The sequence below is a fragment of the Paenibacillus endoradicis genome (genome assembly GCF_024721975.1).
The window spans coordinates 34,621-57,981 of record NZ_JANQBB010000009.1 but is presented as its reverse complement, the minus strand read 5'-3'; the positions used below and the strand labels follow the sequence as shown (position 1 = coordinate 57,981).

Sequence of the window (23,361 nt, the reverse complement as noted above, 5' to 3'; positions counted from 1 at the left end):
TATGAGCGAATCAATAAGTATGCAACAGGCGATAGCTAAGTTAGTGTCTAGCAATGATCTTACAAGAGCAGAAGCACAGTCCGTTATGACCAAAATTATGAACGGAGAAGCAACATCTGCGCAAATCGGAGCTGTAGCGATTGCTTTGAGAATGAAAGGTGAAACGAAAGAGGAAATTACTGGGCTAGCCGAAGTGATGCGTAGCTTTTCTAATCATGTCGACAGTCATCAAAGTGGATTACTTGATACATGTGGTACAGGTGGATCGGGAATAAGTAAATTCAATATTTCTACAGCATCTTCACTTATTGCAGCAGCTGCTGGAATTACTGTTGCAAAACATGGAAATCGTGCAATGTCAGGAAAATCCGGTAGTGCGGATGTGCTTGAAGCACTCGGTGTTAATATTAATGTTACGCCAGAGCAAGCTAAAACTTGTCTTGATGAAGTAGGCATCTGCTTTATGTTCGCTCAACTTTATCATCCTTCATTAAAGCACGCAGCCGGCCCACGGAAAGAAATCGGAACTAGAACGATATTCAATATGTTAGGTCCGCTCACGAATCCTGCTGGAGCTGATCGTCAATTACTAGGTCTTTATGATGCAAGTAAGACGGAGGTTATAGCAGAAGTATTGCGTGAGCTGGGGATTACGCGTGCACTAGTTGTAAGCAGCTTTGATGGATTAGATGAGATTAGTATTTCATCAGCAACGAAAGTATCTGAATTGAAAGATGGTATTGTGACCACTTATCATATTTCACCAGAACAATTAGGATTAGTTACTCGTCCTCTTTCCGATGTACTTGGAGGGGAGCCAGCTCAAAATGCTCAGATCATTCGAGAAATATTCGATGGAACACGCCTTGATGGTTATCGTGATATCGTGTTAGCAAATGCTGGAGCATGTATCTACCTTGGTGGTCTATCAAATACTCATGTTGAAGGTGTGAAAATCGCAGCAGAGATCATTGATTCTGGAAAAGCTGCTATGAAGCTAGATCAGCTTATTCAAAAGACAGGAGAATTAAATTATGTTTCTTAATAAAATCGTCGATACGAAAAAAGTTGAAGTACAGCAGTTAGCAGAAAAGTTCAATATAAAAGAATATGAGCAACATATAGCTACACTTCCTCCATGCCGTGGTTTCGAGAAAGCTTTACGTGCAGGGGGTCGTAATCGGGACTTAGCGTTAATTGCTGAAGTGAAAAAAGCATCTCCGTCTAAAGGGTTAATACGTGAAGATTTCCATCCCGTAGAACTTGCACTCGCTTATGAGGCAGCTGGAGCAGATTGTCTATCTGTCTTGACTGACGTGGATTATTTTCAAGGATCTAATGACTATTTGAAAAGCATCTCAGAAGCGGTGAAGCTTCCGTTACTGCGCAAGGACTTTATTATTGATTACCGTCAAATTTATGAAGCAAGAGCAATTGGTGCAGACTGTATTTTACTAATTGTAGCTATTTTGAGTGATGAGCAGCTAGGCGAATTCCACGATCTTGCGAAAAAGTTAGGAATGGACGTTCTTGTTGAAGTTCATGATGCATCGGAGTTAGAACGAGTACTGAAATTGAATAAGGCAACATTGATCGGTGTTAATAATCGCAATTTACACACATTTGAAACAAAACTTGAGACTACAGAGCAATTGATCGGTATGATGCCAGAGCATGTTCTGAACATTAGTGAGAGCGGAATACTGAGTCAAGAAGATTATGAGTATGTACGATCTGTAGGTGCACAAGGATTACTGATCGGTGAGCATTTCATGCGTCAAGGTGATGTTGGTCAAGCGATTGAGCAGTTAATGGGACAGGTTACAAAAGTATGAATAAAGAAATATTAGAGTCATTATCTATTAAACCGCGTATCAAAATTTGTGGTTTACGCGATGTTGCAACTATAGAGGCGATGGAAGGATTACCGATTCAAGAAGTAGGGTTATTATTTGCTCCGAGTAAACGTCAAGTTACACCAGCTCAAGCTGAGCAACTAGTGGCTGCTATTCATCGGCTAAGTGGAGCGAAAGTTCGTGCTGTAGGTGTCTTCGTCAATCATCCGCTTGAAGAAATGACTGCGTTACTACAAAATGTTCCACTTGATGTCGTGCAATTGCATGGTAATGAGGATGCGCAATACTATAGTCAGTTACATGAAGCTTTTCCCAATGTAGCATTGTGGAAAGTAATTTCAATCGACAAGCAACGTGATCATCATAGTCAAATGGAGCAACAAATTAGAGATGAATTGACTCCATTTCTTCCATATGTTGAGAGTATTCTAATAGATGCTCCCGGTGGAGGGACAGGTAAACCATTCAATTGGGAAGCTATTGCAGCATATCGAGCAGTTGCAGATCAGTTTGAATTGCCACTATATGTTGCAGGTGGATTACATGCAGGCAATGTAGTAGATTTAATTACAAGTTATCACTGCGATGGAATTGATGTTTCTAGTGGTGTAGAATCAGATGGAATGAAAGATTTGCACAAAATAAATGAGTTTGTCAGAAAGGTGATAGAGGCATGACACAAGTTCCAGATTCCAACGGTCGCTTTGGGCCATTCGGGGGCAGATATGTTCCTGAAACATTAATGAATGCATTGTTAGAATTAGAGGAAGCTTATCTTCACTATTCCAAAGATCCAGAATTCCAGGCGGAGATACTTGATTTACTATATCGTTACTCAGGTCGTCCGACGTCATTATATTACGCTCCAAACTTAACTGAAAAACTTGGTGGAGCAAAAATTTACTTGAAACGTGAAGATTTGAACCATACAGGTGCTCATAAAATTAATAATGCAATTGCACAAGGATTGCTTGCTAAACGTATGGGCAAAACGAAGATCATTGCTGAAACTGGAGCGGGACAACATGGAGTTGCTTCTGCTACAGTAGCTGCTTTGCTTGGACTTGAATGTAAAGTGTTTATGGGTGAGGAAGATATGAAGCGTCAGCAACTGAATGTTTTCCGTATGAATTTACTGGGTACTGAAGTTGTGCCTGTAACTAGCGGAACTCGTACATTGAAAGATGCTTGTAATGAGACTCTTCGTTATTGGGTTAGCAATGTCACGGATACTTACTATATTCTTGGTTCCGCGACTGGTCCGCATCCATATCCAATGATGGTTCGTGATTTCCAACGTATTATCGGTGATGAAGCTCGTGAGCAAATATTGAAATACGAAAATAAACTACCTGACTATCTAGTTGCTGCTGTCGGTGGTGGTAGTAATGCGATCGGTATTTTCTATCCATTTATCCAAGATGAAGGCGTTAAGTTATTAGGCGTAGAAGCTGCTGGACGTGGCGTAGAAACTGATGAGCATGCAGCAACGATGACGAAAGGTCGTCACGGTGTATTCCAAGGTTCTATGAGTTATGTATTGCAAGATGAGCATGGCCAAGTTCAACCGGCTCATTCGATCTCAGCTGGTCTTGACTATCCAGGCATTGGTCCTGAGCATTCTTACTTGAAAGATAGCGGTCGTGCAGAGTATGTACCTATTACAGATGCAGAAGCGCTAGATGCGTTGCAAGAGCTTTCTCGTACGGAAGGGATTATCCCAGCACTAGAATCGGCTCATGCGATTGCACAAGTAATTAAGCTAGCTCCAACGTTAAGCAAAGATCAAACGATAGTAGTAAGTTTGTCTGGTCGCGGAGACAAAGATGTAGAAGCTATTATGGGCTACTTAGGTAATTCTTCCGATGGATCTTTTCATTTGTAAGGGTCGTTCAAAAAGCAGACTTTGATAATGAAGTGATACAGGCAGGTTAATTGGCATCGAACATAAAGCGAACTTGGGAAGTCTAGCATACGCTTCCTGGGTATGTTTCTTGCAGAAACATTGTAGGCCCGAGTGTACCAAACATGTACACTTGCGTTTCCTCCTTCCGAAAATTAGCTTTATCTTCTCGACTTGCAAAAGCCTGCTTTTTGAACTTGCATTTAAAGTAGTTGGCGAAATAAGCTAATGAAAAATTATTGGAGGTAAATCAAATGAACTTAATCGATCAAAAATTCGCTGAATTGAAGGAGCAGAACAACACTGCATTAATTCCTTTCATTTCTGTAGGCGATCCCAATATTGCAACCACTGTCGATATTATCAAGACATTAGAAGCAGCAGGAGCAGACATTATAGAGTTAGGTGTTCCTTATTCTGATCCATTAGCAGATGGTCCCGTTATTCAACGTGCCTCTGAACGTGCTCTACAGCATAACATTACATTGACGGATTGTATTAATCTAGGTGGAACGTTGCGAGCTGAGGGTGTTAAAATTCCATTAATTCTGTTCACATACTTTAACCCTATTTTCCAATTTGGACTTAGACCATTTTTTGATCTTGTGAAGAGTAATGATATTAGTGGACTAATTATCCCTGATCTTCCAATTGAAGAAGATGGTGAAGTTAGAGAATTAGCGCAGCAATATAATATTCACCTTATACCTTTAGTTGCACCAACTTCAGATGAACGGGTTATTCGTATTACACAGCATGCAAAAGGCTTTGTATATTGTGTGTCTTCATTAGGAGTTACTGGAGAGAGAGCTACTTTCCATACTGGTATAGATGAGTTTCTAGCGGTAGTGAAGAGTGCATCTTCAGTTCCAATTGCGATCGGCTTTGGTATCTCTAGTCGTGAACAGGTTGCTCGTTTCGAAGGTAAATGCGATGGTGTTATCGTAGGTAGCGCAATCGTTCGTACGATCGAGAATAGCTTACCTTTGCTAGCTGATGAAGCGACGAAGCAAGAAGGACTGAAACAGATCGGCGATTTTGTAGCTAGTTTAAAAGGATAAAGAAAAGTAGTATCCTTATCAATAATATTCCAAGCACTAATAGGTTTCACTAGTTATTAAGTAAATAGAGTCGTATGAATGATAGACATTTGTCTGTCGTACATACGACTTTTTCTATAGTCGACTCCTGTTGTGATGTTAACTAAGATGAAAGACATAAATATAGACTTTAAAAGTAATATAAGTTATGAGACAATATGAAGTAGTCACTATTTAACGCGTTAATGCAATTATAGACAAAGAGGTGAATGGCCCATGCAGCCAAAATTAAATATTATGCATTTACCGGTATATCAACCAGGTAAACCAGTTGAAGATGTAAAAAGAGAATTAGGATTAGATGAAGTGATTAAACTTGCATCCAATGAAAATCCACGAGGTTATTCACCGTTAGCAAAAGCAGCAATGCTTGAAGAAATAGATCAACTACACTTGTATCCAGATGGCGCAAGTGTTGAATTAACAGATGTTCTTGCAAAAAAAATTAATGTCGATACTGATCAAATTATTTTTGGTACAGGCTCTAGCGATATTATTCTAATGATTGCTCGAGCATTTCTAGTTGCTGGTGATGAGACCGTAATGGCAGATGAGACGTTCTCTCAATATAAGCATAATGCTGAGATCGAGAATGTGAAGTTAGTAGAAGTCCCATTAAAAGATGGTAAGCATGATCTTCCTGCGATGCTTGCAGCAACAACGGATAAAACGAAAGTACTTTGGATTTGTAATCCCAATAATCCCACCGGTACAATTATTGCCCACGAAGATATGCTTTCTTTCTTAGATCAAGTACCTAAACATGTGCTAGTTGTGCTTGATGAAGCCTACGGAGAATATGTATTCGATGATAATTTCACAGACGGGGTTCAGTTACTAGATAAATTTAAAAATTTAGTTGTACTTCGTACGTTCTCTAAAGTGTATGGACTTGCTGCGAATCGTATTGGTTATGGAGTAGGTAACGCTGCAGTTATTCGTACCATTAATCAAGTGCGTGAGCCGTTCAATACAGGTCGCTTAGCGCAAGTTGCAGCAAAAGCTTCCCTTCAAGATGATGCGTTCCTAGAACAATGCCGTGTTACAAACCGTGCAGGTCTAGATTATTTGCACGGTGAGTTTACTCGTATGAATCTTGAATTCTTCGAAGGTCATGGTAACTTCGTGATGGTTGATGTACGTAAGCCGTCTATGGAAGTATTCAATCTGATGTTGCGTAAAGGCATTATTATTCGAGCAGGATGGAAGCAATACCCAACCTATATTCGAGTATCTGTTGGTACACAAGAACAGAATGAAAAGTTCATAAATGTCCTAGAACAAGTTCTGACGGATTTGGCGGTGCTAGCTTAATTTATGACAAAGGTAGCGATATTTGGTGTAGGTCTCATTGGAGGCTCAATCGCATTATGCTTAAAGGGACAACCGAATATTACAGTTGTTGGATATTCTAATCGTACATCTTCTGTTGATAAATATGTTCAACGTGGAGTCGTAGATATCGGAACGACTTCGGTTGAAGAAGCAGCATTAGATGCAGATTTTATATTTTTATGTGTTCCTGTTGGTCTGATGGATGATTACATGCAGCAACTTAGTAAGCTTGATTTGAAACAAGGATGTATTATTACAGATGTGGGTAGTACGAAAGCGTCTCTAATGGCTTCTGCTCAAGTGTTCAAGCAAACTTCTGCTGTTTTCATTGGTGGACATCCTATGGCAGGTTCGGAGCGTTCAGGTGTAGAGGCAGCATCAAGTCGCTTACTTGAAAATGCTTTTTACGTGCTAACAGCTGATGAAGATACATCAGAAGCTAGTCTGAACCAATTAATCGAATTATTGAGTTATACACGAGCGCATATTGTTCCTGTAGATGCGAAAGCTCATGATACGATTGTAGGAGCGATTAGTCATTTACCTCATATTATTGCGGTTGGACTTGTTAATCAAATCCGAGGCTATAATGATAATAATGGACTATACGAGACTCTTGCTGCCGGAGGTTTCCGTGATATTACACGTATCGCTTCTGGTGATCCACCGCTTTGGCGCGATATTTTGTTAGATAATAAAGAAGTACTTTTGCGACTTCTTAATGATTGGCAGAAAAACATGGATCATTTCAAACAATTGCTCGAGCAAAGTGATGGAGATGGTATTGTGGAAGCTTTCCGTAAAGCTGGAGACTTCCGCAGTAAAATGCCAGAAAGAAGAAAAGGGATGCTTCATTCAATCTATGATTGTTATGTAGATATTCCAGATCATCCTGGTATTATTGGTTCCATTGCTAGTGAACTTGGTAAAGCTCAAATTAATTTGAGTAATATTCAAATTATCGAAAATCGGGAACAAATTCCTGGAGTGTTGAAACTTAGTTTTAGAACTCAGGAACATCTTGATCAAGCGATTATATTATTAGGCGAACAAGGATATAGAGTAGAACAATAACTTGAAATAAGTTATTAGTTGAACGCTTATGAGAGGATTTTCCTTTCATGAGCGTTTTTTAATGTTCTAATCTCTCCATAAAGCTGAAATGTGAAAATACTAATAAAAGTAAGTAAATTGTATATTAATGTGAAAAAACATTACAAAAATAAAAATGTAAGCGCTTATTGACAAACTGGAAGCGTATACATATAATAAAAGTACAGTATGGTTTCTCTCCACTCCTATCCAATAACTCTTGTGTTCATAGATGGACACGGACCACTCCTTGAGAGTGGTCTTTTTTTTTCTGTCAATATAAACGATAATAGAATATGAAGCTATGAATATAAATGATCATATGGAAAAAAAGATAATTTATGTAAGATGAAGGATTTTGTCAGTTATGCTCGAATAAACTAAGGATGATTGATTATATATATAAAACGCAACTTTTTGATCCGAATTCAGTATACATGTATAGTGGATTTCGGGAATAAATTGCAGGTGGAGGAGGTTCGCCTGTCATGACAGATTCCCAGATAATACGTGAAATCAAGGATGGCAATGTCGAGCTCTACTCTGAGCTAATGAATCGCTATCAACGTAGAATCATGGCCTTTATCTATCATATGTTGAAGAGTGCAAAGCTAGAGTCACTCGCAGAGGATCTTTGCTCTGAAACTTTTTATAAAGCGTACCGAAGTTTGCATACGTTTCGCGAGATAGATGCAACCTTTTCTACATGGCTATATACGATTGCGCGAAATACAGTACTGAGTGAACTTCGTAAGCAAAAAGCAGCTTATGTATCGATAGAGGAAGTCAACATGGAACCGATTATTTCAGATGCTGCTACACCAGAACAGCAGCTTCTTATTAATGAACGAATGGAAATGGTACGTGAAGCGATTAATAATTTACCTGAAAAGCAGCGTTCTGCTATTATACTTCGTGAATATGAACAAATGGATTATCAAGAAATTGCTAGCATATTGGGACAAACGGTTAGTTCTGTGAAGTCTTTGCTTTTCAGAGCAAGAGCCAGTGTGAAACAACAGCTTGAGGCATATATTGAGCAGGATAGATCAAGCGATGATTATGAAAGGATGAATCAGAAATGAAATGTAATGAGATCGAACAATTCATAGATAACTACTTGGAACTGGATGAAAACGATCCGTTGCGTATTGAAATCGAAGCACATTTATTCGATTGCGAGCATTGCTCATCTTTATTTGAGATGGACTTTAGTAGCATTTCATTCTCTGATTATACTTTCAATGATTCTGACATAAAACAGACGAATATTGATTATATTAACAAACATGTAATGGATAGAATTTATGCGGAAGAAGCATGGTACTTGCCAATTGCAACAAAAAATTATCATTTCTCGCGGAATTTTAGGCGTAATATTGCAATGATTATTGCATGTTGCTTGGCGATGTTTTCACTAGCGTTATTCGTGTTTATTTTTGATTATAAAGAAGATACGAAATCCACGATTGCAGCTAACATTTCAGGGGTTGTAGATATTGCTACGGCCGAGAGTACTAATTTTGTGAGTTCAAATATTTATAAAGGTCAAATACCTGTTGCCAGTATTAGTGATCCGATAGTAATGCAAGTCGTTCCAACATTCCCGCAATATTATGTAGCGTTATCTCTGCTGGGCATAATAATGACGATACTAGTGTTAAATTGGTTCACAAGGACGAGGAGTTAACTTTACTACAAATGGTTAAGAAGTGCTTGTTTGGTACTGATTTATTTCGGGAATTGATGAAAAGAGATAGCTTAAAAAGTACTCTTGATCGGCAGTGATGTTTATTGGGTAGTTAATAAATTAGAAACGAAAGTTCAAAATGCGGGCTTTCAGGACCAAGAAGATGGAACGCTACTTGAGGGAGAAGGAAACGCAGGTGTACGTAACTGGTACACGCGTACCGGACTACCCAAGTTCGTTACATATTCGATGCCGACTAAGCTACGTTCGTGCATTCATCGTCATCAAAGTCTGGTTTTTGAACTGCCTAATTCAAATGAAAGTTCAAAAAGCGGGCTTTCAGGACCAAGAAGATGGAACGCTACTTGAGGGAGGAGGAAACGCAAGTGTACGTAACTGGTACACGCGTACCGGACTGCCCAAGTTCGTTACATATTCGATGCCGACTAAGCTACGTTCGTGCATTCATCGTCATCAAAATCTGGTTTTTGAACTGCCTAATTCAAATGAAAGTTCAAAAAGCGGGCTTTCAGGACCAAGAAGATGGAACGTTACTTGAGGGAGGAGGAAACGCAAGTGTACGATACTGGTACACGCGTACCAGACTACCCAAGTTCGTTACATATTCGATGCCGAGTAAGCAACGTTCGTGCGTTCATCGTCATCAAAGCCCGCTTTTTGAACTACCTTAAGGAGAGAGTGAATGTGTTAATAGGACTAGTACGCCACGGCGAAACCCACTGGAACGCTATTCAGCGAATTCAAGGTCAAACAGATATTCCCCTTAACGATAATGGAATTGCTCAAGCTAAATTGCTAGCAAATCGGCTTCAATCTGATGAAGCCATATGGGATTACGTGTTAACAAGCGATTTGGAGCGCGCAAAAGTTACAGGGGTACATATTTACGAAACACTGCAAATACCTCTTCTTACTGTCGATGAGCGTCTTAGAGAGCGCTTTTTTGGTCAAGTTGAAGGCACAACACTAGAAGAACGTGTTGCTAAGTGGGGAGAAGACTGGAAAAGTCTTGATCTAGGAGCAGAATCCGTAGAGGATATGCGCTCTAGAGGGGTTGAATTATTAGAAGAGTTATATGTAAATTATCCGACTTCTAATATTTTATGTGTTACGCATGGTAGTTTTATTGCTCACTTGTTGCTCGAACTTTTTCCGGATCTAGAAGATGAGCGGATCGGTAATTTATCGTATTCGATATTAGAGCGTAATGAAGCGGGATGGAAGCTAGTACTATATAATTGCAACAAGCATCTTGATCAAAATCCTATAACTAGTTCTAAGTAAACTTAATTAGACATGAATTATTATTGCACACAGAAGTTAATTAAATATGGAAGGCCATAATTAATTGAGGAAGGAAAAGGTTGCATGAAATGGTTTGGAGAGAAAAACTTATGCTAGAGCCAACATTATCGGAGTTTGTTGAAGTAAGCACAAAAATAGAAGTGTCGCAGATAAATACGAAAGATTAGTACATGATTATTTTAGGGAAAATAAAAAATAATCCTTATTTTATGTTTAAACGTTTTTTTTTTTTTTGAAAAAATAAATACATCATTGAACTAACGAGGAAAGTTAGTTCAATGAAAGACTGTATACAACGATGAAGGAGCTGCCACGGCAGCTCCTTTTATATATTCATAAAATAGGGCGTTTTTGTACATATATCCGTCATGTACGAGACTTTTACAATGTCATGATGGAACTTTAAACTACAGACCCATCCTACTCCTGAGATGAAAAAGTTACCCCGCCTCCATTATAAAATTTCCATAGTCTACCACGACAATCCTTCCTTCGTACATGGCTGAATTGATACGTCTCATATCCTTATGCTGAATTCCTGCTTTCCTAAACTTCTTTCTGAGCAGTTTCAAAAAAACATACTTAAATCTTCTAATATGGATTTGGAGTGATGTGCTAAACGAAGAAATTATGTTTTTGTTTATAAATTACAATACATATAATTTCTGGGGTTGTTTTCCATTATCCCTTGTAGTAAATTTTGAATTACTAATTATTAGGTGGAGCATTTTTAAAAGGCTGATTGAATGCTCTTAACGATACAGGGGGGAAGGAACGATCTTGCAGAAGCTAAGCCATACATTCCAACACATTAAAGTCAATATCGCCAACAACTTATTTATGTTCAAATTAGCATGGAGTATACATCCGCAAAGAGTGGTGGCTGAATTTGTAGTTCAAGCCGGCAGACAGCTTGCTAATGTATTTTTTACCGTATATTTCATGAAGTACATCATTGAGTCCATATCAATCGAAAGGGATTTTCAGCAAATTGTCTATTTCATAATCCTGACATTGGTTTTGATATTGGCATTAGTCTTACTGGACAATTGGTATGATTATCGCTTCAGGCCTTTAAGCGATCTCAAGTTATATGAGAAGCTGTATCTCATTCTTTTTCGCAAGGCTGCATCCGTGGAATTGAAGTGCTTTGAGGATCATGAGTTTTATAATAAATATACCAAAGCCATACAAGAAGCGGATCAACGAGTAAGCGCTGTTCTTGCCAATCTCTCTAGAATAATATTCGTCTCGCTTGCAACGATTAGTATATTTGCCGTGATGTATGCCATAGATCCGTGGGTGGTATGGTTTGCTTTATTGCCGATTATCGGAAATTTTTATTTTGGAAAAAAGCTGAACCGAATTCAGTTCCAGCAAAATGATGAGCGGGTACCCTACCAAAGAAGAATGGACTATGTAAACCGTGTCATTTATTTATCGCACTTTGCCAAGGAAATTCGGTTGTCCCGCATTTTTTCAGTTCTGAGAAACACTTATTTAGAAGGGTATGACGGTGTCATTTCTGTCGTTCATAAGTATCGAGTAAAGGCGGGAGTCATTTCCTTTTTCAAAATATTTACTACCTTCACACTTATATTCCAAGGGATTTTGCTGTACGGTGCTTATCTAGCCATTGTTAAGCAATCGATTTCTATCAGCTCCTTTATCGTTCTTGGAAGCGCAATGGTTGGTGGCGCGTGGTCGCTCATCCGGCTGTCTGACAGTTTTGTAGAGATCAACAAAAACGGCATTTACATCGAAAATTTAAAAACTTTTTTAAGCTATGTTTCCGAAATCCAAGAGCATGCCGATCCAGTCAAACCAATCGCGCCGCCGATACAGCAATTAACATTTCGGCAGCTTCAATTTACGTATGATGGAGCAGATAGGCCCTCTATTCGCCATATTACGATGGAAGTGAATAAGAATGAGAAAATTGCTCTTGTCGGCCACAATGGAGCAGGCAAATCAACGTTAATCAAGCTCATGATGCGATTGTACGATCCTACTGAGGGAGAAATATTGTTAAACGGCCGCAATATAAAAGAGTTTGATCTCATGTCCTATCGCTCACTGTATGGAACCGTATTTCAGGATTTTAAGATTTTTTCGATGACGATTGCAGAGAATGTGCTTATGCGCGATGTGGACACCGAAGCAGACCGCCAGCTCGTCATAAATGCGCTCAAGAAAAGCAGAGTATACGATAAAGTAGCCATTTTGCCGGAGGGAATAGATACGATGCTTACGAAGGAGTTTGATGAACAAGGAGTTGTTTTATCAGGCGGCGAGTTTCAAAAGATTGCGATCGCGCGCATTTTTGCGCAACAGGCCGAACTACTCATTCTTGATGAGCCTACAAGCGCACTCGACCCGATTGCAGAATTTGAAATTTTTGAAAGTATGATGGAAGCCTGCAAGGATAAAGCTGTTGTCATTATTTCTCACCGCATGTCATCCGCTATGCTGGCAGATCGCATTTATTACATGGAGGATGGCGAAATTCAAGAGTCTGGTTCACACATGGAATTGATGCAGCTGCAGGGAAAATACGCGGAGCTATTCTTAAAGCAAGCAGAAAAGTATGTTGATCAAGAAGAGTTGGCTGAGGTGGTGAATCTGCATGAAGCCTAATAAGCATAGCTTTAATCGGGTCCTTAAAAATAATTGGTTTATTATGAAATACGGGCTGCGCTATTCGCGCAAATATATCATCTTTACATGCTTGTATGCATGCTTGCAGGAAATCGAAATTTTTATCGAGCATGTCCTTTTGATTAAGTTTGTGTTCGACAGCGTTCAATATGGAACTTCCTTTTCTACTGTTGCCTTATATATCGGACTAACAATTTTGTTTATCGCAATCTGCTTTGTGCTGGACAGTATTTACTACCAGAGCGTTGAACCTAAAGGAAAAGAATTGCTGTATCAAAAGATAAGGATGGATCTCTACGAAAAAGCGATTAGTACCGATTTGGCGAATTATGACGATCCCGTTTTTTATAATGATTATGTGTGGAGCGCCAATGATGCTCATAATCGAATTGATGCTACGATAAACAACATCAGAACAATTTGCAGATCCGTGACAGTTATCATGACATCTATAAGCTTTTTCCTGTTCGTTGACAAGCTCGGTCTGCTGTTTGTACTCGTGTCCTTCATTTTAACCCTGATTGTCAGCATGATCACCAATAAAATCAGGTACAAAATGAGGATGGAGCTTAACGAAAAGGATCGTAAACGAATCTATTTGAAGCGGTTGTTTTACTTGGCTGATTATGCGAAGGAATTAAGACTTTATTCCATCAAGGAGAAATTTTTTAGAGATTTCACTGATACACATAAAGAGATGCATGGAATCGTGCAAAAGCATTCGAAAAAGCAGTTCTGGTTAAACTTCTCCTCTGAGTATTTTTTTAATGAGTTGATTTTGAGCGGCTTGTACGTCGTTTATGTTGTGTTTATGGCGTTAGTGAAAGGAACGTTAAGCTATGGAAGTGCAGTTACGCTGCTCAATTCATCTTGGCGTTTAAAGGGCAATTTGCAATATATGACGACGCTTATCAGCGAGATGCAAGAAAACAGCCTGTATATTGAGAAGTTAAGAAGCTTCCTGGATCAAAAGAACGGTCTGATAGAAGTTGAAGATCCAATACCTGTGCCGAATAAGTTTACTGGATTAACTCTTAGAGAGTTATCATTCCAATATGGTCAATCCGGGCCGCCAATCCTCCAAAACGTTAATTTAAGCATCAAGCCTGGAGAAAAAATTGCTATCGTTGGCTACAATGGCGCGGGAAAAACGACATTGACGAAGCTGATCATGCGTCTATACGATGCAAGCTCGGGAGAAATTCGTTTAAATGGAATACCAATCGATCAATTGAAGCTGGACGATTACCGAATGAAGATTAGCTCCGTGTTTCAGGATCATCAGTTGTTCGCTGCTACGCTTTCTCAAAACGTCGTCATGAACCATGCTGCATCAGGCGATTCCTATCTGATAAGAGAAGCGCTGGAGAAAAGTGGTTTTGGAAGTAAGCTGCAATCTTTGCGACTAGGGACCGAGACTTCCGTTACTAAGGAATTTGACGATGCCGGGATCGAGTTATCTGGCGGAGAGGCTCAGAAGGTGGCGATCGCAAGAGTATTTGCCAAGCCGACTCTTCTTATTATATTAGACGAGCCTTCCAGCGCATTGGACCCTATGAGTGAATACCATTTGAATCAAGTCATGCTAGAGAAGGCAGAAGATAGACCGATCATTTTCATTTCCCATCGCTTATCGACTACCAAAATGGCGGATCGCATTCTCATGATGGAAAATGGTCAAATAATTGAGCAAGGTTCACACGAAGAGCTTATGAGAATGGACGGGAAATACGCTCAAATGTTTAACCTTCAGGCGTCCAGATATCGCGTGGTCGTTGGAACTTCTTAACGGATGATGTGTTGAAGCAGGAGGTAGCGGTTGAATTATACCTAGCTTACCTCGTTCCCGATGAAGTGGTCGGAAGCGCCGTTAATGTTAATGAACAACATAAAAAATCCTACTGGAAGTTCAACCATTAAATGCATTATTTTCATTACTCATGTGCTCCATTCAATTTGAATGAGAATTCGCTTTTATCTATTTAGGTTCATTTTATAGACGCTAAATACACACGTTTTTAAGTGTACACGTTACAGAGGCGCTCTTTTTTATGCAAAGTCCAAATTATTCGTTTACAGGAATTCTAACGGGGAACGTTAGCTGAATAAATCGCCGGCACGGAGGGCGGTTTTCTTCAGGTTGAAAATCAATATTAAGATGTAACATAGTCTAAATATATATATTTATTTAGTTCGAATATGTAAATGGAAGCTCTAAAGTGAATGATAGCTCTAACGTACATGGAAGTTCAAAAGTAAACGACAGATCAAATGCAAATAAAGATATGCAGTCAAGTTGGCTGATATAGGATTAGTCCGAATAATGACAAGGTGGAAATTATTATAACGAGTGTAAGTAAATACGCTAAGTTAGATAAAAATAACTTAGCTGAACTTTTTTGAAATTGTTACAGGTGGCAAATTGCCTGACCTAAAATGAAGCGATAATTACTAACTAATTTAGCGAAATAAAGCTTCTTAATGATCTATTCACTCATTTTCAAATGATTGGAAATAATGAACGATTGTTGTGCTGTTTTGTAATTTACGGTATCATATAATTTTGGACACGTTATTACGAATGAGAAATGAGGCTTTTATAAATGTCAGTAGCTACAGAAAATGCTGCACGCGCTCAAGGGAGTCAAGTGTTTAATTTGCACCATGCGCTTGAAGGTTTGTCTAAAGATATATTGACAAGCATACGTAAGCATGCCGCTATCAAAAATGTGAGTAAGTTAAATAGAGAGCAACTTAAGCTAACAATTATTGAACAATTGCCAACTGCTTATGAATTAGAATTACCTTCCTTATTTGAACTATTTGATGAGGAGAGAGTTCAACTTTTACAAGAGGTTGTACGTCGTAAAGGTATCATTGCTTTCAACGAACAATTGACTGCGCAACAAATTCAATATTGGTTGGAATTGGGCTTGCTCTTCCATACCAAGATTAATGGTCAAGATGTTGTTGCAATGCCTGACGAACTAGTAAGTGTAGTTGATAACTATCTGCAAAAACTAGATCATAAACGAATAGCTTTGAATAGTAGTCTAATTAATACAGTGAAAGGTATGATGTATTACTATGGCGCTCTTACACATGAGCAACTTGGTAATATTCTTTCTAGATATGCTGTATTTAACCAAATTAATGTTCCATATATGCATTTAATTATTAATTATCGTCATTATCACAGTGATCTAGGATTGAATGAACAGTTTATACATCATGCTGCTATTCCTGATCCAACACTAATTGTGAGAGAACATAACCAACGTCCAGAATTGGATTTTGCATACATCACTGCTTTAGATTTGAATAAAGCGGGAGGCGAGCGTTACATTCAAAGGACGCAAGCGCATCAACTACTAGTTGATTTCTTGATGAAACAATTCAGAGTATTACAACTTGATGCAAATCTTATTGCAGATCAAGCAGAATTTGGAATTCGTGCTGGGCTACAACTTCAACATTTAGTTGAATATATGAAACGCGAGCTAGTGATTCAAGATGATCAAACGATGAATTTATTATTACCGCGTCTAATTATTATGTATAATCATACAGCTCAATGGTTTTTGAAAGGTCATAACTCTGCTAGTTTAACAGGAAATAGCGAGCAAAGTGACAATTCACTTCAACCACAACAGACCAATGTGAACACTACTCCACAAATCGGACGTAATGAACCTTGCTATTGTGGAAGTGGTAAGAAGTTTAAGAAGTGCTGTATTAATAAGTAAATTAATTAACGAAGGCAATCTATATTCACTCATTAGGAGTCAATATAGATTGCCTTTTTATTGTTGTCTATTAAGCGATGGAATGATGATTAGCAGAGTTCTGTAGACAATTTTCGTAGTAAAGTATGAAAAAAGTAAAAATAGTAATACTAGAAACTATAAACTAGAACTTTTGATTGACGTAGTTACGATGTTTGCGGGAAAGGAGTTCCAATGAATTTATCAGATATGCTTAGCTATGCCGATATTACTCAACTCACAAGAATAGCTTCTGTGTATGGTTGTGAGTGTAATGGAAATTCAAAGCATGAATTAATTCAGTCCATTCTAGCAACCGTACATAGACGTGATGTCATTAAAGAGAAATTAGCAAAAATGGAGCTAGAGGAATTAAGGTTTGTCAATTACTTATTGTTTGAAACTCGGAAGTCCTTTAGCTTAGAAGACTTACTAGCAAGAGTACAACAGTGTAGATTTCCAGTTCAGAATGAAGTACTCAGTACGAACATTCCAGTTGTAGAAGAGAAGCAAAAGAAAGTAAAACCGAAAAAGTCTACAAAGCAACAAGTAATTGAATTGACCCCACGTGAAATTATTGCAAAATTCAAACAGCAAGGTTGGTTATTCAATGGATACGGTGGCAATGATCGCTATTTGTTTCATGTTCCCCAAGATTTGAAGGAACGATTCAAAGCAACATTGGGCGAAGTAATGTCGGTAGCTATTGAGCGTGGGACAGAACCATCGATCTATCGAGAAGAAGGTGGCCAAATACTACTTGATTTGAAGGTGATGCTCAATTATATAGTCACTTACAAACCGAATGTTGCTCTGGACGGTACGATGCACAGAAGATTTGTTATGCAATTAAATGAACTATTTGCAATACAAGAAGAATTACCAGGTAAAGGTGCATGGAAATTCGGGTATGGCAAAGGATTTGGTGAATATCCAGATCGAATGTCATTCATGTATGATTATTGCTTCGCCAAAGGATGGTTATGTATCGATGGCGATGTAGTTGCCTTAACCAAAGGTGGAGAACTCGTAAAAGACAACATGAGTAATCAAGAGATGCAATCTATAATCTCTCATTGGCTAAAGTTGTATAAGGGTGCAATTCCGAATATTACTTCGCTATATTATTGGATTTGTAGCTTATCCAAGGATTGGACTACATTAAAATCTTTTGAAGCTATACTAGAACCTTATATTAAACCGTACTACTTCGATTCTGCTGGAGCTATTTTGCATAAACGCATTGTAAAAATGTTACTGCACTTTGGTTTGATCGCAATCGGTGAAACGGAGCAAGGAATAGTAATCAAAAGATCTGTCTTCGGGCAAAAAATGGTAGAGAGCTTACCAATGGGCAACAATAAACATTGACAATCTAATACCTCATTGTTAGAATCTCTCTAATTTATGAGAGGGATGATTGTATGCTATTGCCGTATAAAGGCTTAATGCCAACGATTAGTAGTGAAGTATTTATTGCTGAAGGTGCAAAAATAATTGGAGAAGTTTCAATCGGTCAACAAAGCACGATCTGGTATAATGCTGTACTTCGTGGTGATTTAGCTCCAATTCGGATTGGTGATCGCTGTAATATACAAGACGGTGTTGTTGGACATGTGAATGCGTTTCAACCGCTTATTTTAGCGGATGACGTATCTGTTGGACACGCTGCGATCATTCACGGATGTGTAATTGGGAGAGGAAGTTTAATCGGCATGGGGGCTATTGTACTTAACGGTGCAGAGATTGGTGAATATGCTTTAATAGGTGCAGGTGCTGTCATTACGGAAAATAAAAAAATCCCGCCCTATACATTATCACTTGGAACTCCAGCTAAAGTTGTTCGTGAGTTAACGGAAGATGATCTAGCTAGAATGAAAAGAACAATGGAAAGCTACGTAACTAAAGGATATGAGTATAGGAATGTATAGCACCGTTATGGAGGTGTTACCTATCGACAAGATGAATGTAAAATACGAAGCGATGTTAGGATTAACAGCAGAAATGATATTAGACGAAGCTCTAAAAAGTTATCAGCGCAATAAGCTGGAAACAGGGATAGATGAAGCACTTGCAACAGGTGATGAACATTTATTCTACGAACTTAGTAATCAGTTGAAACAGTTAGAATAGAGTAATGATATCGAATGCCTTCGAGTGCTATAGCATTTGAAGGCTTTCTTATGTAATATTATAGGAGTAGTTCAAAAAGAATTAATAGTTTTCAGGAGGGACAGACATTGAAGTTTAGTGAAATTGAACAGGAGCAGTGGGAAGAGCTTAAGCCATATCTCGATACATGCTTGCTACCGATAACCGGATTAGATGGTAGTGAATCTCCTGTTGAAGCAACGTTAGCATTAGAAAATCTTAGAGATATTATGGATCTAGTAGAGATCCCTTTCAAGGGTAGAGTTGTTACCTATCCTGCATGCCATTATATAAGTGATGATCCATCTGCTCATTCGCAAATTTCTTCATATTGTAGCGCTTTAAAAGGACAAGGATTTAAGTATATCATCCTTATTACGGCAAAATTACATACTGCGTTTCAATTAAATGAAGCGGACTTGTGGATTACACCAACAGAAAACGGTGAAAACCCTTCCGCTGAACAAGTGAATTTACAAATTCGTGAACTGTGGCGTCACAATAATTCATAATTTTCATGTTAATTATGTATAAACTGGCTTATAATAGGGGAAAACAATCCCGATAGAATGCCAAATGTGACAATTTGACAACAAATTAATGAACGATATTTCCTAATTGTCGCAAATGTCCTGTCAAATTCTTGACGGTATTTGGTAGCTAGGCTATTATAATTATGTCCTAGTTCGTCATGTGGTTTTGCTTTTGAGCAATACGGAAGAATTGGTTGGCAAAGGGGGTTAGAACAGAAAATGAGTAACCATGAACAACATGAGTCGGAACATCAACCGGTTCAAAGAAAAGATATGTCCCGGCGTCAGTTTTTATCATACACGCTTGGCGGCACTACTGCCTTCATGGTAGGGGGTGCAGTATTACCAATGGTTCGCTTTGCAGTAAATCCTTTATTGGCTAAAGGAAGCGGAAGTACATTGGTTAAAGTATTAGATGAAAATAAAGTTACAACTGAGCCGCAAGAAGTAAAATTCAAGGTACATCAAGTTGACGCATGGTATGAAAGTGAAACTCAAAAGGTAGCATGGATCTCCAAAGATTCAGCTGGAAAAGTTTTTGCACTTTCTCCAATTTGTAAGCACTTAGGTTGTACAATCGCATGGAATACACACGGAAAAAACGAATATGACTGTCCTTGTCATGATGCGCGTTATTCCAAAGACGGCAAAAATCTTGCCGTTGCAAACTCACCACTTGATGAGTATGAAGTAGTTGTAAAAGATGGCGTCGTTTATATTGGCGGTATTATTCCAAACACAAGAGTATAGGAGGGCGTATGTTAGATGTTTAAAAATATATACAACTGGATTGACGAACGTCTTGATATTACGCCGCTATGGAGAGATGTAGCTGACCATGAAGTTCCTGAGCATGTTAACCCAGCACATCACTTCTCAGCATTCGTATATTGCTTTGGTGGTCTTACGTTCTTCATTACTGTCATTCAAATTCTATCAGGTATGTTTTTAACAATGTATTATGTACCAGATATCGTTAATGCTTATGCAAGTGTTGATTACTTACAACATCAAATTCCATTTGGTAATATTGTTCGTGGTATGCATCACTTCGGGGCAAGTTTAGTTATTGTTATGATGTTCTTACATACACTACGAGTCTTCTTTACAGGTTCTTATAAAGCACCTCGTGAAATGAACTGGGTAGTCGGAATGCTTATCTTCTTCATAATGTTAGGCCTTGGTTTCACAGGATATTTACTTCCTTGGGATAACAAAGCTTACTATGCTACTAAAGTAGGGGTGCAAATTGCTGCATCTGTACCAGTAATCGGTGATTATATTGCTAAGATCTTATATGGTGGCGACATCGTAGGTGCTCGAACATTGACAACATTCTTTGCAGTTCATGTATTCTTCTTACCAGGTGCATTAATTGCAATGCTTGCTGCCCACTTTATTATGATCCGTAAACAAGGAATTTCTGGTCCACTATAAGCGAAGGGAGGCTACAATTATGGCACATAGTCATAAATCGAATGAGAAAGTTGTGTATGTTGGTGATTCGCGTGTAAAACGTACGAATATGGATGCCACGCCACCAGACTATACGGCTTATCCAGGTAAATCGGAAGCCTTCATTCCTAACTTTCTACTGAAAGAGTGGATGGTAGGTTGCGTAGTATTAGTTGGTTTTCTAGTATGGGTAATGGCTGAAGCAGCTCCACTTGGTTACCCAGCAGATCCGACCAATGCAGCGTTCATTCCGATGCCAGACTGGTATTTCTTATTCTTATACCAATTTTTGAAATATCCATATGTATCACAACAATATGTATTAATTGGAACACTAATAATTCCAGCGATTATGTTCGGTGGATTACTATTAGCGCCATTCCTTGATACAGGTAAAGAGCGTCGTTTCTATCGTCGCCCTATCGCTTCTTCTCTAATGATTCTATCGCTTGTGGCAGTTACTTATCTTACAGTTGTTTCTTGGTCCCATTACCAACATCAGCTTGAAGAAAAAGGAATGACTCCAGAGCATCATGTTCGTGCTGAGAAAGCGAAAGAAGCAATTGAAGCGGGTAAGCCACGTCCTAATCCGTTGAAAGCAGCTGCAGTACCTGCTATAATTGAAGCAGAAGATCCAGCAATGGCTGTCTATTCATCTCAATGTCTAGCATGTCACGCTGCTGATCTTAATGGTCAAGTAGGACCGTCATTACTTGGTATCGGTAACTCTAAGTCGGTTGAAGAAATCCATAATATCATCGCTAATGGTACAGAAGGCGGAATGCCTGCATTCAAAGAAATGGGTACATTGACAGATGACGAAATTACTCAACTAGCAACTTGGTTATCGAAGCAAACGCAAGAGTAACATATCTGTTAAGACCTGATCGCAAGTTGCGATCAGGTCTTTTTTGAAAGGGATATCATCAATGGAGATCAAATGGTTTTTCAGTAAATCTTTTTTAATGAATCGCAATTTTCTTTGGCCGCTGTTCCTTATTAATTTACTTGGTACAATCTATGGATATATTTGGTATGATAGTCAATTACAATGGACAATTGCCAACTATGAGAATTGGCGTTGGTTATTAGTATTTGTACCTGATTCACCTACCGCTAGTCTCTTTTTTACCATTGCCGTTCTTTACATGCTATATCCACCAAAGGGAACTTCCCGATTCGTTAGATGGAGTCGTACCATTATAGAATCACTTGCAGTAGTATGTTCAGTGAAATATGGAGTTTGGGCTACTGCAATTATTATTGCGGGAGCAACGCAAGGTGAGCCGCTTGAATGGCAAAGCTATATGCTCATGACATCGCATTTAGCGATGGCGTTTGAAGCATTACTGTATGTCAGGTTCATGCGTGTAAGTGGAATTTCATTAAGTATTGCAACAGGATGGCTATTACTTAACGATACGTTGGATTATCACTATGGCATCTATCCATTTTTACCAAGAGCATTACATGATAGTGTTACCGAAGTGAAATGGTTTACAATCGGTTTATCACTTGCTAGTTTATTAGTAGGCTATCTTGTATGGAAAAAGAAAATACGGTCATAACTTGTCCATACCCCCCATATGATAGAAATAGGGGGGTTGCTGTTATGAAATTTAAAATAATTTTACTAGCACTATTTTGTATTATCTGTTTGTTATCTTCCGGAGCTTCCGTATTAGGATATAACGATACAAATGGGACAAGTGATGTCAAAGATCAAACCTATGTTCGTTTGTTGAAATTAGATCGATCAATTTCCGAACTATATGCTCAAGGGAATGATTCACATAAGCAAGCAGCTTATAAAACTTTGCAAAATATAAAGAATCAACTCAATAATATTGAGTTATTACAATATGGAACAGTTACCGCTTGGAAACAAATGAAGCAAGACGTATTAACGATCGAGCAAGGAATAATTAAAAATGAACCGAATGTAGTTTGGAGAGAACCAATTAGTTCATTACTATTAGCAAGTGATGCTCTCTTACAAGATGAACATGGACCTTGGCTTCAATATGAGTCTGTATTGTTAGATGATTTACAATCTATACGTAGAGCGAGTTCATTCACAATAACAGACAATAAGAAGACGAATGCTGTCGTTGCTCATCTAACAATTTTCAAACAAAGAGTTGATCGCATGCAAACTGCTGCTTATATGGTTGGAGATGAGTTGCGGATGACAGAATTAATTCAACGTACAGATCAGCTTAATGATTTTTTTGAAGAATCCTCACAAGTAACATGGACACCACAGCAGTTTAAGGAAATAGAGTCTGCAATTAATAATATAGAAGAGACGATTCATACTTTATTTGCTCAAGCAGAAGAGACGATCACTGTTCCAGTAGTGAGCGCCTCAAGTGGATGGAATCCTACGACGTTAGCTTTGTTAATCGGTGCACTTATTTCAGGCTTGTTAACGTTTACTGCGTATCGCAAATACAAGCAAGCACCTTACGGAGTGAAAAAGGTATAATTGGAGTTCT

22 protein-coding genes are annotated in these 23,361 nt (G+C 38.5%); all 22 read left to right on the top strand.

Going from position 1 to position 23,361, the window contains the following annotated elements; translation table 11 throughout:
• Position 1 precedes the first annotated feature (1 nt).
• The 22 genes from trpD to NV377_RS23310 all read left to right on the top strand — a co-directional run bounded on the left by trpD (position 2) and on the right by NV377_RS23310 (position 23,351).
• Entirely contained in the window at positions 2–1,045 is a 1,044-nt protein-coding gene (gene trpD, locus NV377_RS23415) for an anthranilate phosphoribosyltransferase (protein WP_258203243.1), read from the top strand.
• Positions 1,035–1,835, top strand: coding sequence for an indole-3-glycerol phosphate synthase TrpC (gene trpC, locus NV377_RS23410; protein ID WP_258203242.1), 801 nt, complete (start codon positions 1,035–1,037; stop codon positions 1,833–1,835). Before trpD ends, trpC begins: the two co-directional genes overlap by 11 nt.
• The gene (locus NV377_RS23405) at positions 1,832–2,533 is read left to right on the top strand and encodes a phosphoribosylanthranilate isomerase (RefSeq protein WP_258203241.1); all 702 of its coding nucleotides are present in this window, start codon (positions 1,832–1,834) and stop codon (positions 2,531–2,533) included. The genes trpC and NV377_RS23405 overlap by 4 nt, the downstream gene beginning before the upstream one ends.
• Positions 2,530–3,741, top strand: coding sequence for a tryptophan synthase subunit beta (trpB, locus tag NV377_RS23400; RefSeq protein ID WP_258203240.1), 1,212 nt, complete (start codon positions 2,530–2,532; stop codon positions 3,739–3,741). Before NV377_RS23405 ends, trpB begins: the two co-directional genes overlap by 4 nt.
• Positions 3,742–4,013: 272 nt before the next feature.
• On the top strand, positions 4,014–4,820 hold the full coding sequence (gene trpA, locus NV377_RS23395) for a tryptophan synthase subunit alpha (protein ID WP_258203239.1): 807 nt from the start codon (positions 4,014–4,016) through the stop codon (positions 4,818–4,820).
• A 255-nt stretch (positions 4,821–5,075) separates the two neighbouring features.
• Positions 5,076–6,173 (top strand): histidinol-phosphate transaminase, encoded by a 1,098-nt coding sequence (gene hisC, locus NV377_RS23390; protein ID WP_258203238.1) that lies wholly within the window; start codon positions 5,076–5,078, stop codon positions 6,171–6,173.
• Positions 6,174–6,176: 3 nt separating this feature from the next.
• The gene (locus NV377_RS23385; protein WP_258203237.1) at positions 6,177–7,268 is read left to right on the top strand and encodes a prephenate dehydrogenase; all 1,092 of its coding nucleotides are present in this window, start codon (positions 6,177–6,179) and stop codon (positions 7,266–7,268) included.
• Positions 7,269–7,774: 506 nt separating this feature from the next.
• Complete coding sequence (locus NV377_RS23380) at positions 7,775–8,371, top strand: RNA polymerase sigma factor (protein ID WP_258203236.1); 597 nt, start codon at positions 7,775–7,777, stop codon at positions 8,369–8,371.
• A complete protein-coding gene (locus NV377_RS23375) occupies positions 8,368–8,976 on the top strand; it encodes an anti-sigma factor family protein (protein WP_258203235.1) in 609 nt (202 codons plus the stop codon). The genes NV377_RS23380 and NV377_RS23375 overlap by 4 nt, the downstream gene beginning before the upstream one ends.
• Positions 8,977–9,552: 576 nt before the next feature.
• Positions 9,553–10,281, top strand: a complete 729-nt coding sequence (locus NV377_RS23370; RefSeq protein ID WP_308860215.1) for a histidine phosphatase family protein — start codon at positions 9,553–9,555, stop codon at positions 10,279–10,281.
• A gap of 801 nt (positions 10,282–11,082) precedes the next feature.
• Positions 11,083–12,939 carry an ABC transporter ATP-binding protein gene (locus tag NV377_RS23365; protein ID WP_258203234.1) on the top strand — a complete coding sequence of 619 codons (1,857 nt, stop codon included), beginning with the start codon at positions 11,083–11,085 and terminating at the stop codon, positions 12,937–12,939.
• On the top strand, positions 12,929–14,749 hold the full coding sequence (locus NV377_RS23360) for an ABC transporter ATP-binding protein (RefSeq protein WP_258203233.1): 1,821 nt from the start codon (positions 12,929–12,931) through the stop codon (positions 14,747–14,749). The genes NV377_RS23365 and NV377_RS23360 overlap by 11 nt, the downstream gene beginning before the upstream one ends.
• A gap of 814 nt (positions 14,750–15,563) precedes the next feature.
• The gene (locus NV377_RS23355; protein WP_258203232.1) at positions 15,564–16,706 is read left to right on the top strand and encodes an SEC-C metal-binding domain-containing protein; all 1,143 of its coding nucleotides are present in this window, start codon (positions 15,564–15,566) and stop codon (positions 16,704–16,706) included.
• A 213-nt stretch (positions 16,707–16,919) separates the two neighbouring features.
• On the top strand, positions 16,920–18,095 hold the full coding sequence (locus NV377_RS23350) for a hypothetical protein (RefSeq protein WP_258203231.1): 1,176 nt from the start codon (positions 16,920–16,922) through the stop codon (positions 18,093–18,095).
• A 53-nt stretch (positions 18,096–18,148) separates the two neighbouring features.
• Entirely contained in the window at positions 18,149–18,655 is a 507-nt protein-coding gene (locus NV377_RS23345) for a gamma carbonic anhydrase family protein (RefSeq protein ID WP_258203230.1), read from the top strand.
• Positions 18,656–18,677: 22 nt separating this feature from the next.
• Positions 18,678–18,857 (top strand): IDEAL domain-containing protein, encoded by a 180-nt coding sequence (locus tag NV377_RS23340; protein ID WP_258203369.1) that lies wholly within the window; start codon positions 18,678–18,680, stop codon positions 18,855–18,857.
• Between the two features lie 107 nt (positions 18,858–18,964).
• The gene (locus NV377_RS23335) at positions 18,965–19,387 is read left to right on the top strand and encodes a DUF2487 family protein (protein ID WP_258203229.1); all 423 of its coding nucleotides are present in this window, start codon (positions 18,965–18,967) and stop codon (positions 19,385–19,387) included.
• A 240-nt stretch (positions 19,388–19,627) separates the two neighbouring features.
• Entirely contained in the window at positions 19,628–20,158 is a 531-nt protein-coding gene (locus tag NV377_RS23330; protein ID WP_258203228.1) for a Rieske (2Fe-2S) protein, read from the top strand.
• Between the two features lie 15 nt (positions 20,159–20,173).
• On the top strand, positions 20,174–20,845 hold the full coding sequence (gene qcrB, locus NV377_RS23325; protein ID WP_258203227.1) for a menaquinol-cytochrome c reductase cytochrome b subunit: 672 nt from the start codon (positions 20,174–20,176) through the stop codon (positions 20,843–20,845).
• Between the two features lie 19 nt (positions 20,846–20,864).
• Complete coding sequence (locus tag NV377_RS23320; RefSeq protein ID WP_258203226.1) at positions 20,865–21,731, top strand: menaquinol-cytochrome c reductase cytochrome b/c subunit; 867 nt, start codon at positions 20,865–20,867, stop codon at positions 21,729–21,731.
• 61 nt (positions 21,732–21,792) lie between these two features.
• Entirely contained in the window at positions 21,793–22,431 is a 639-nt protein-coding gene (locus NV377_RS23315) for a DUF1405 domain-containing protein (RefSeq protein ID WP_258203225.1), read from the top strand.
• Between the two features lie 44 nt (positions 22,432–22,475).
• Positions 22,476–23,351, top strand: coding sequence for a sporulation protein YpjB (locus tag NV377_RS23310; RefSeq protein WP_258203224.1), 876 nt, complete (start codon positions 22,476–22,478; stop codon positions 23,349–23,351).
• Positions 23,352–23,361 lie beyond the last annotated feature (10 nt).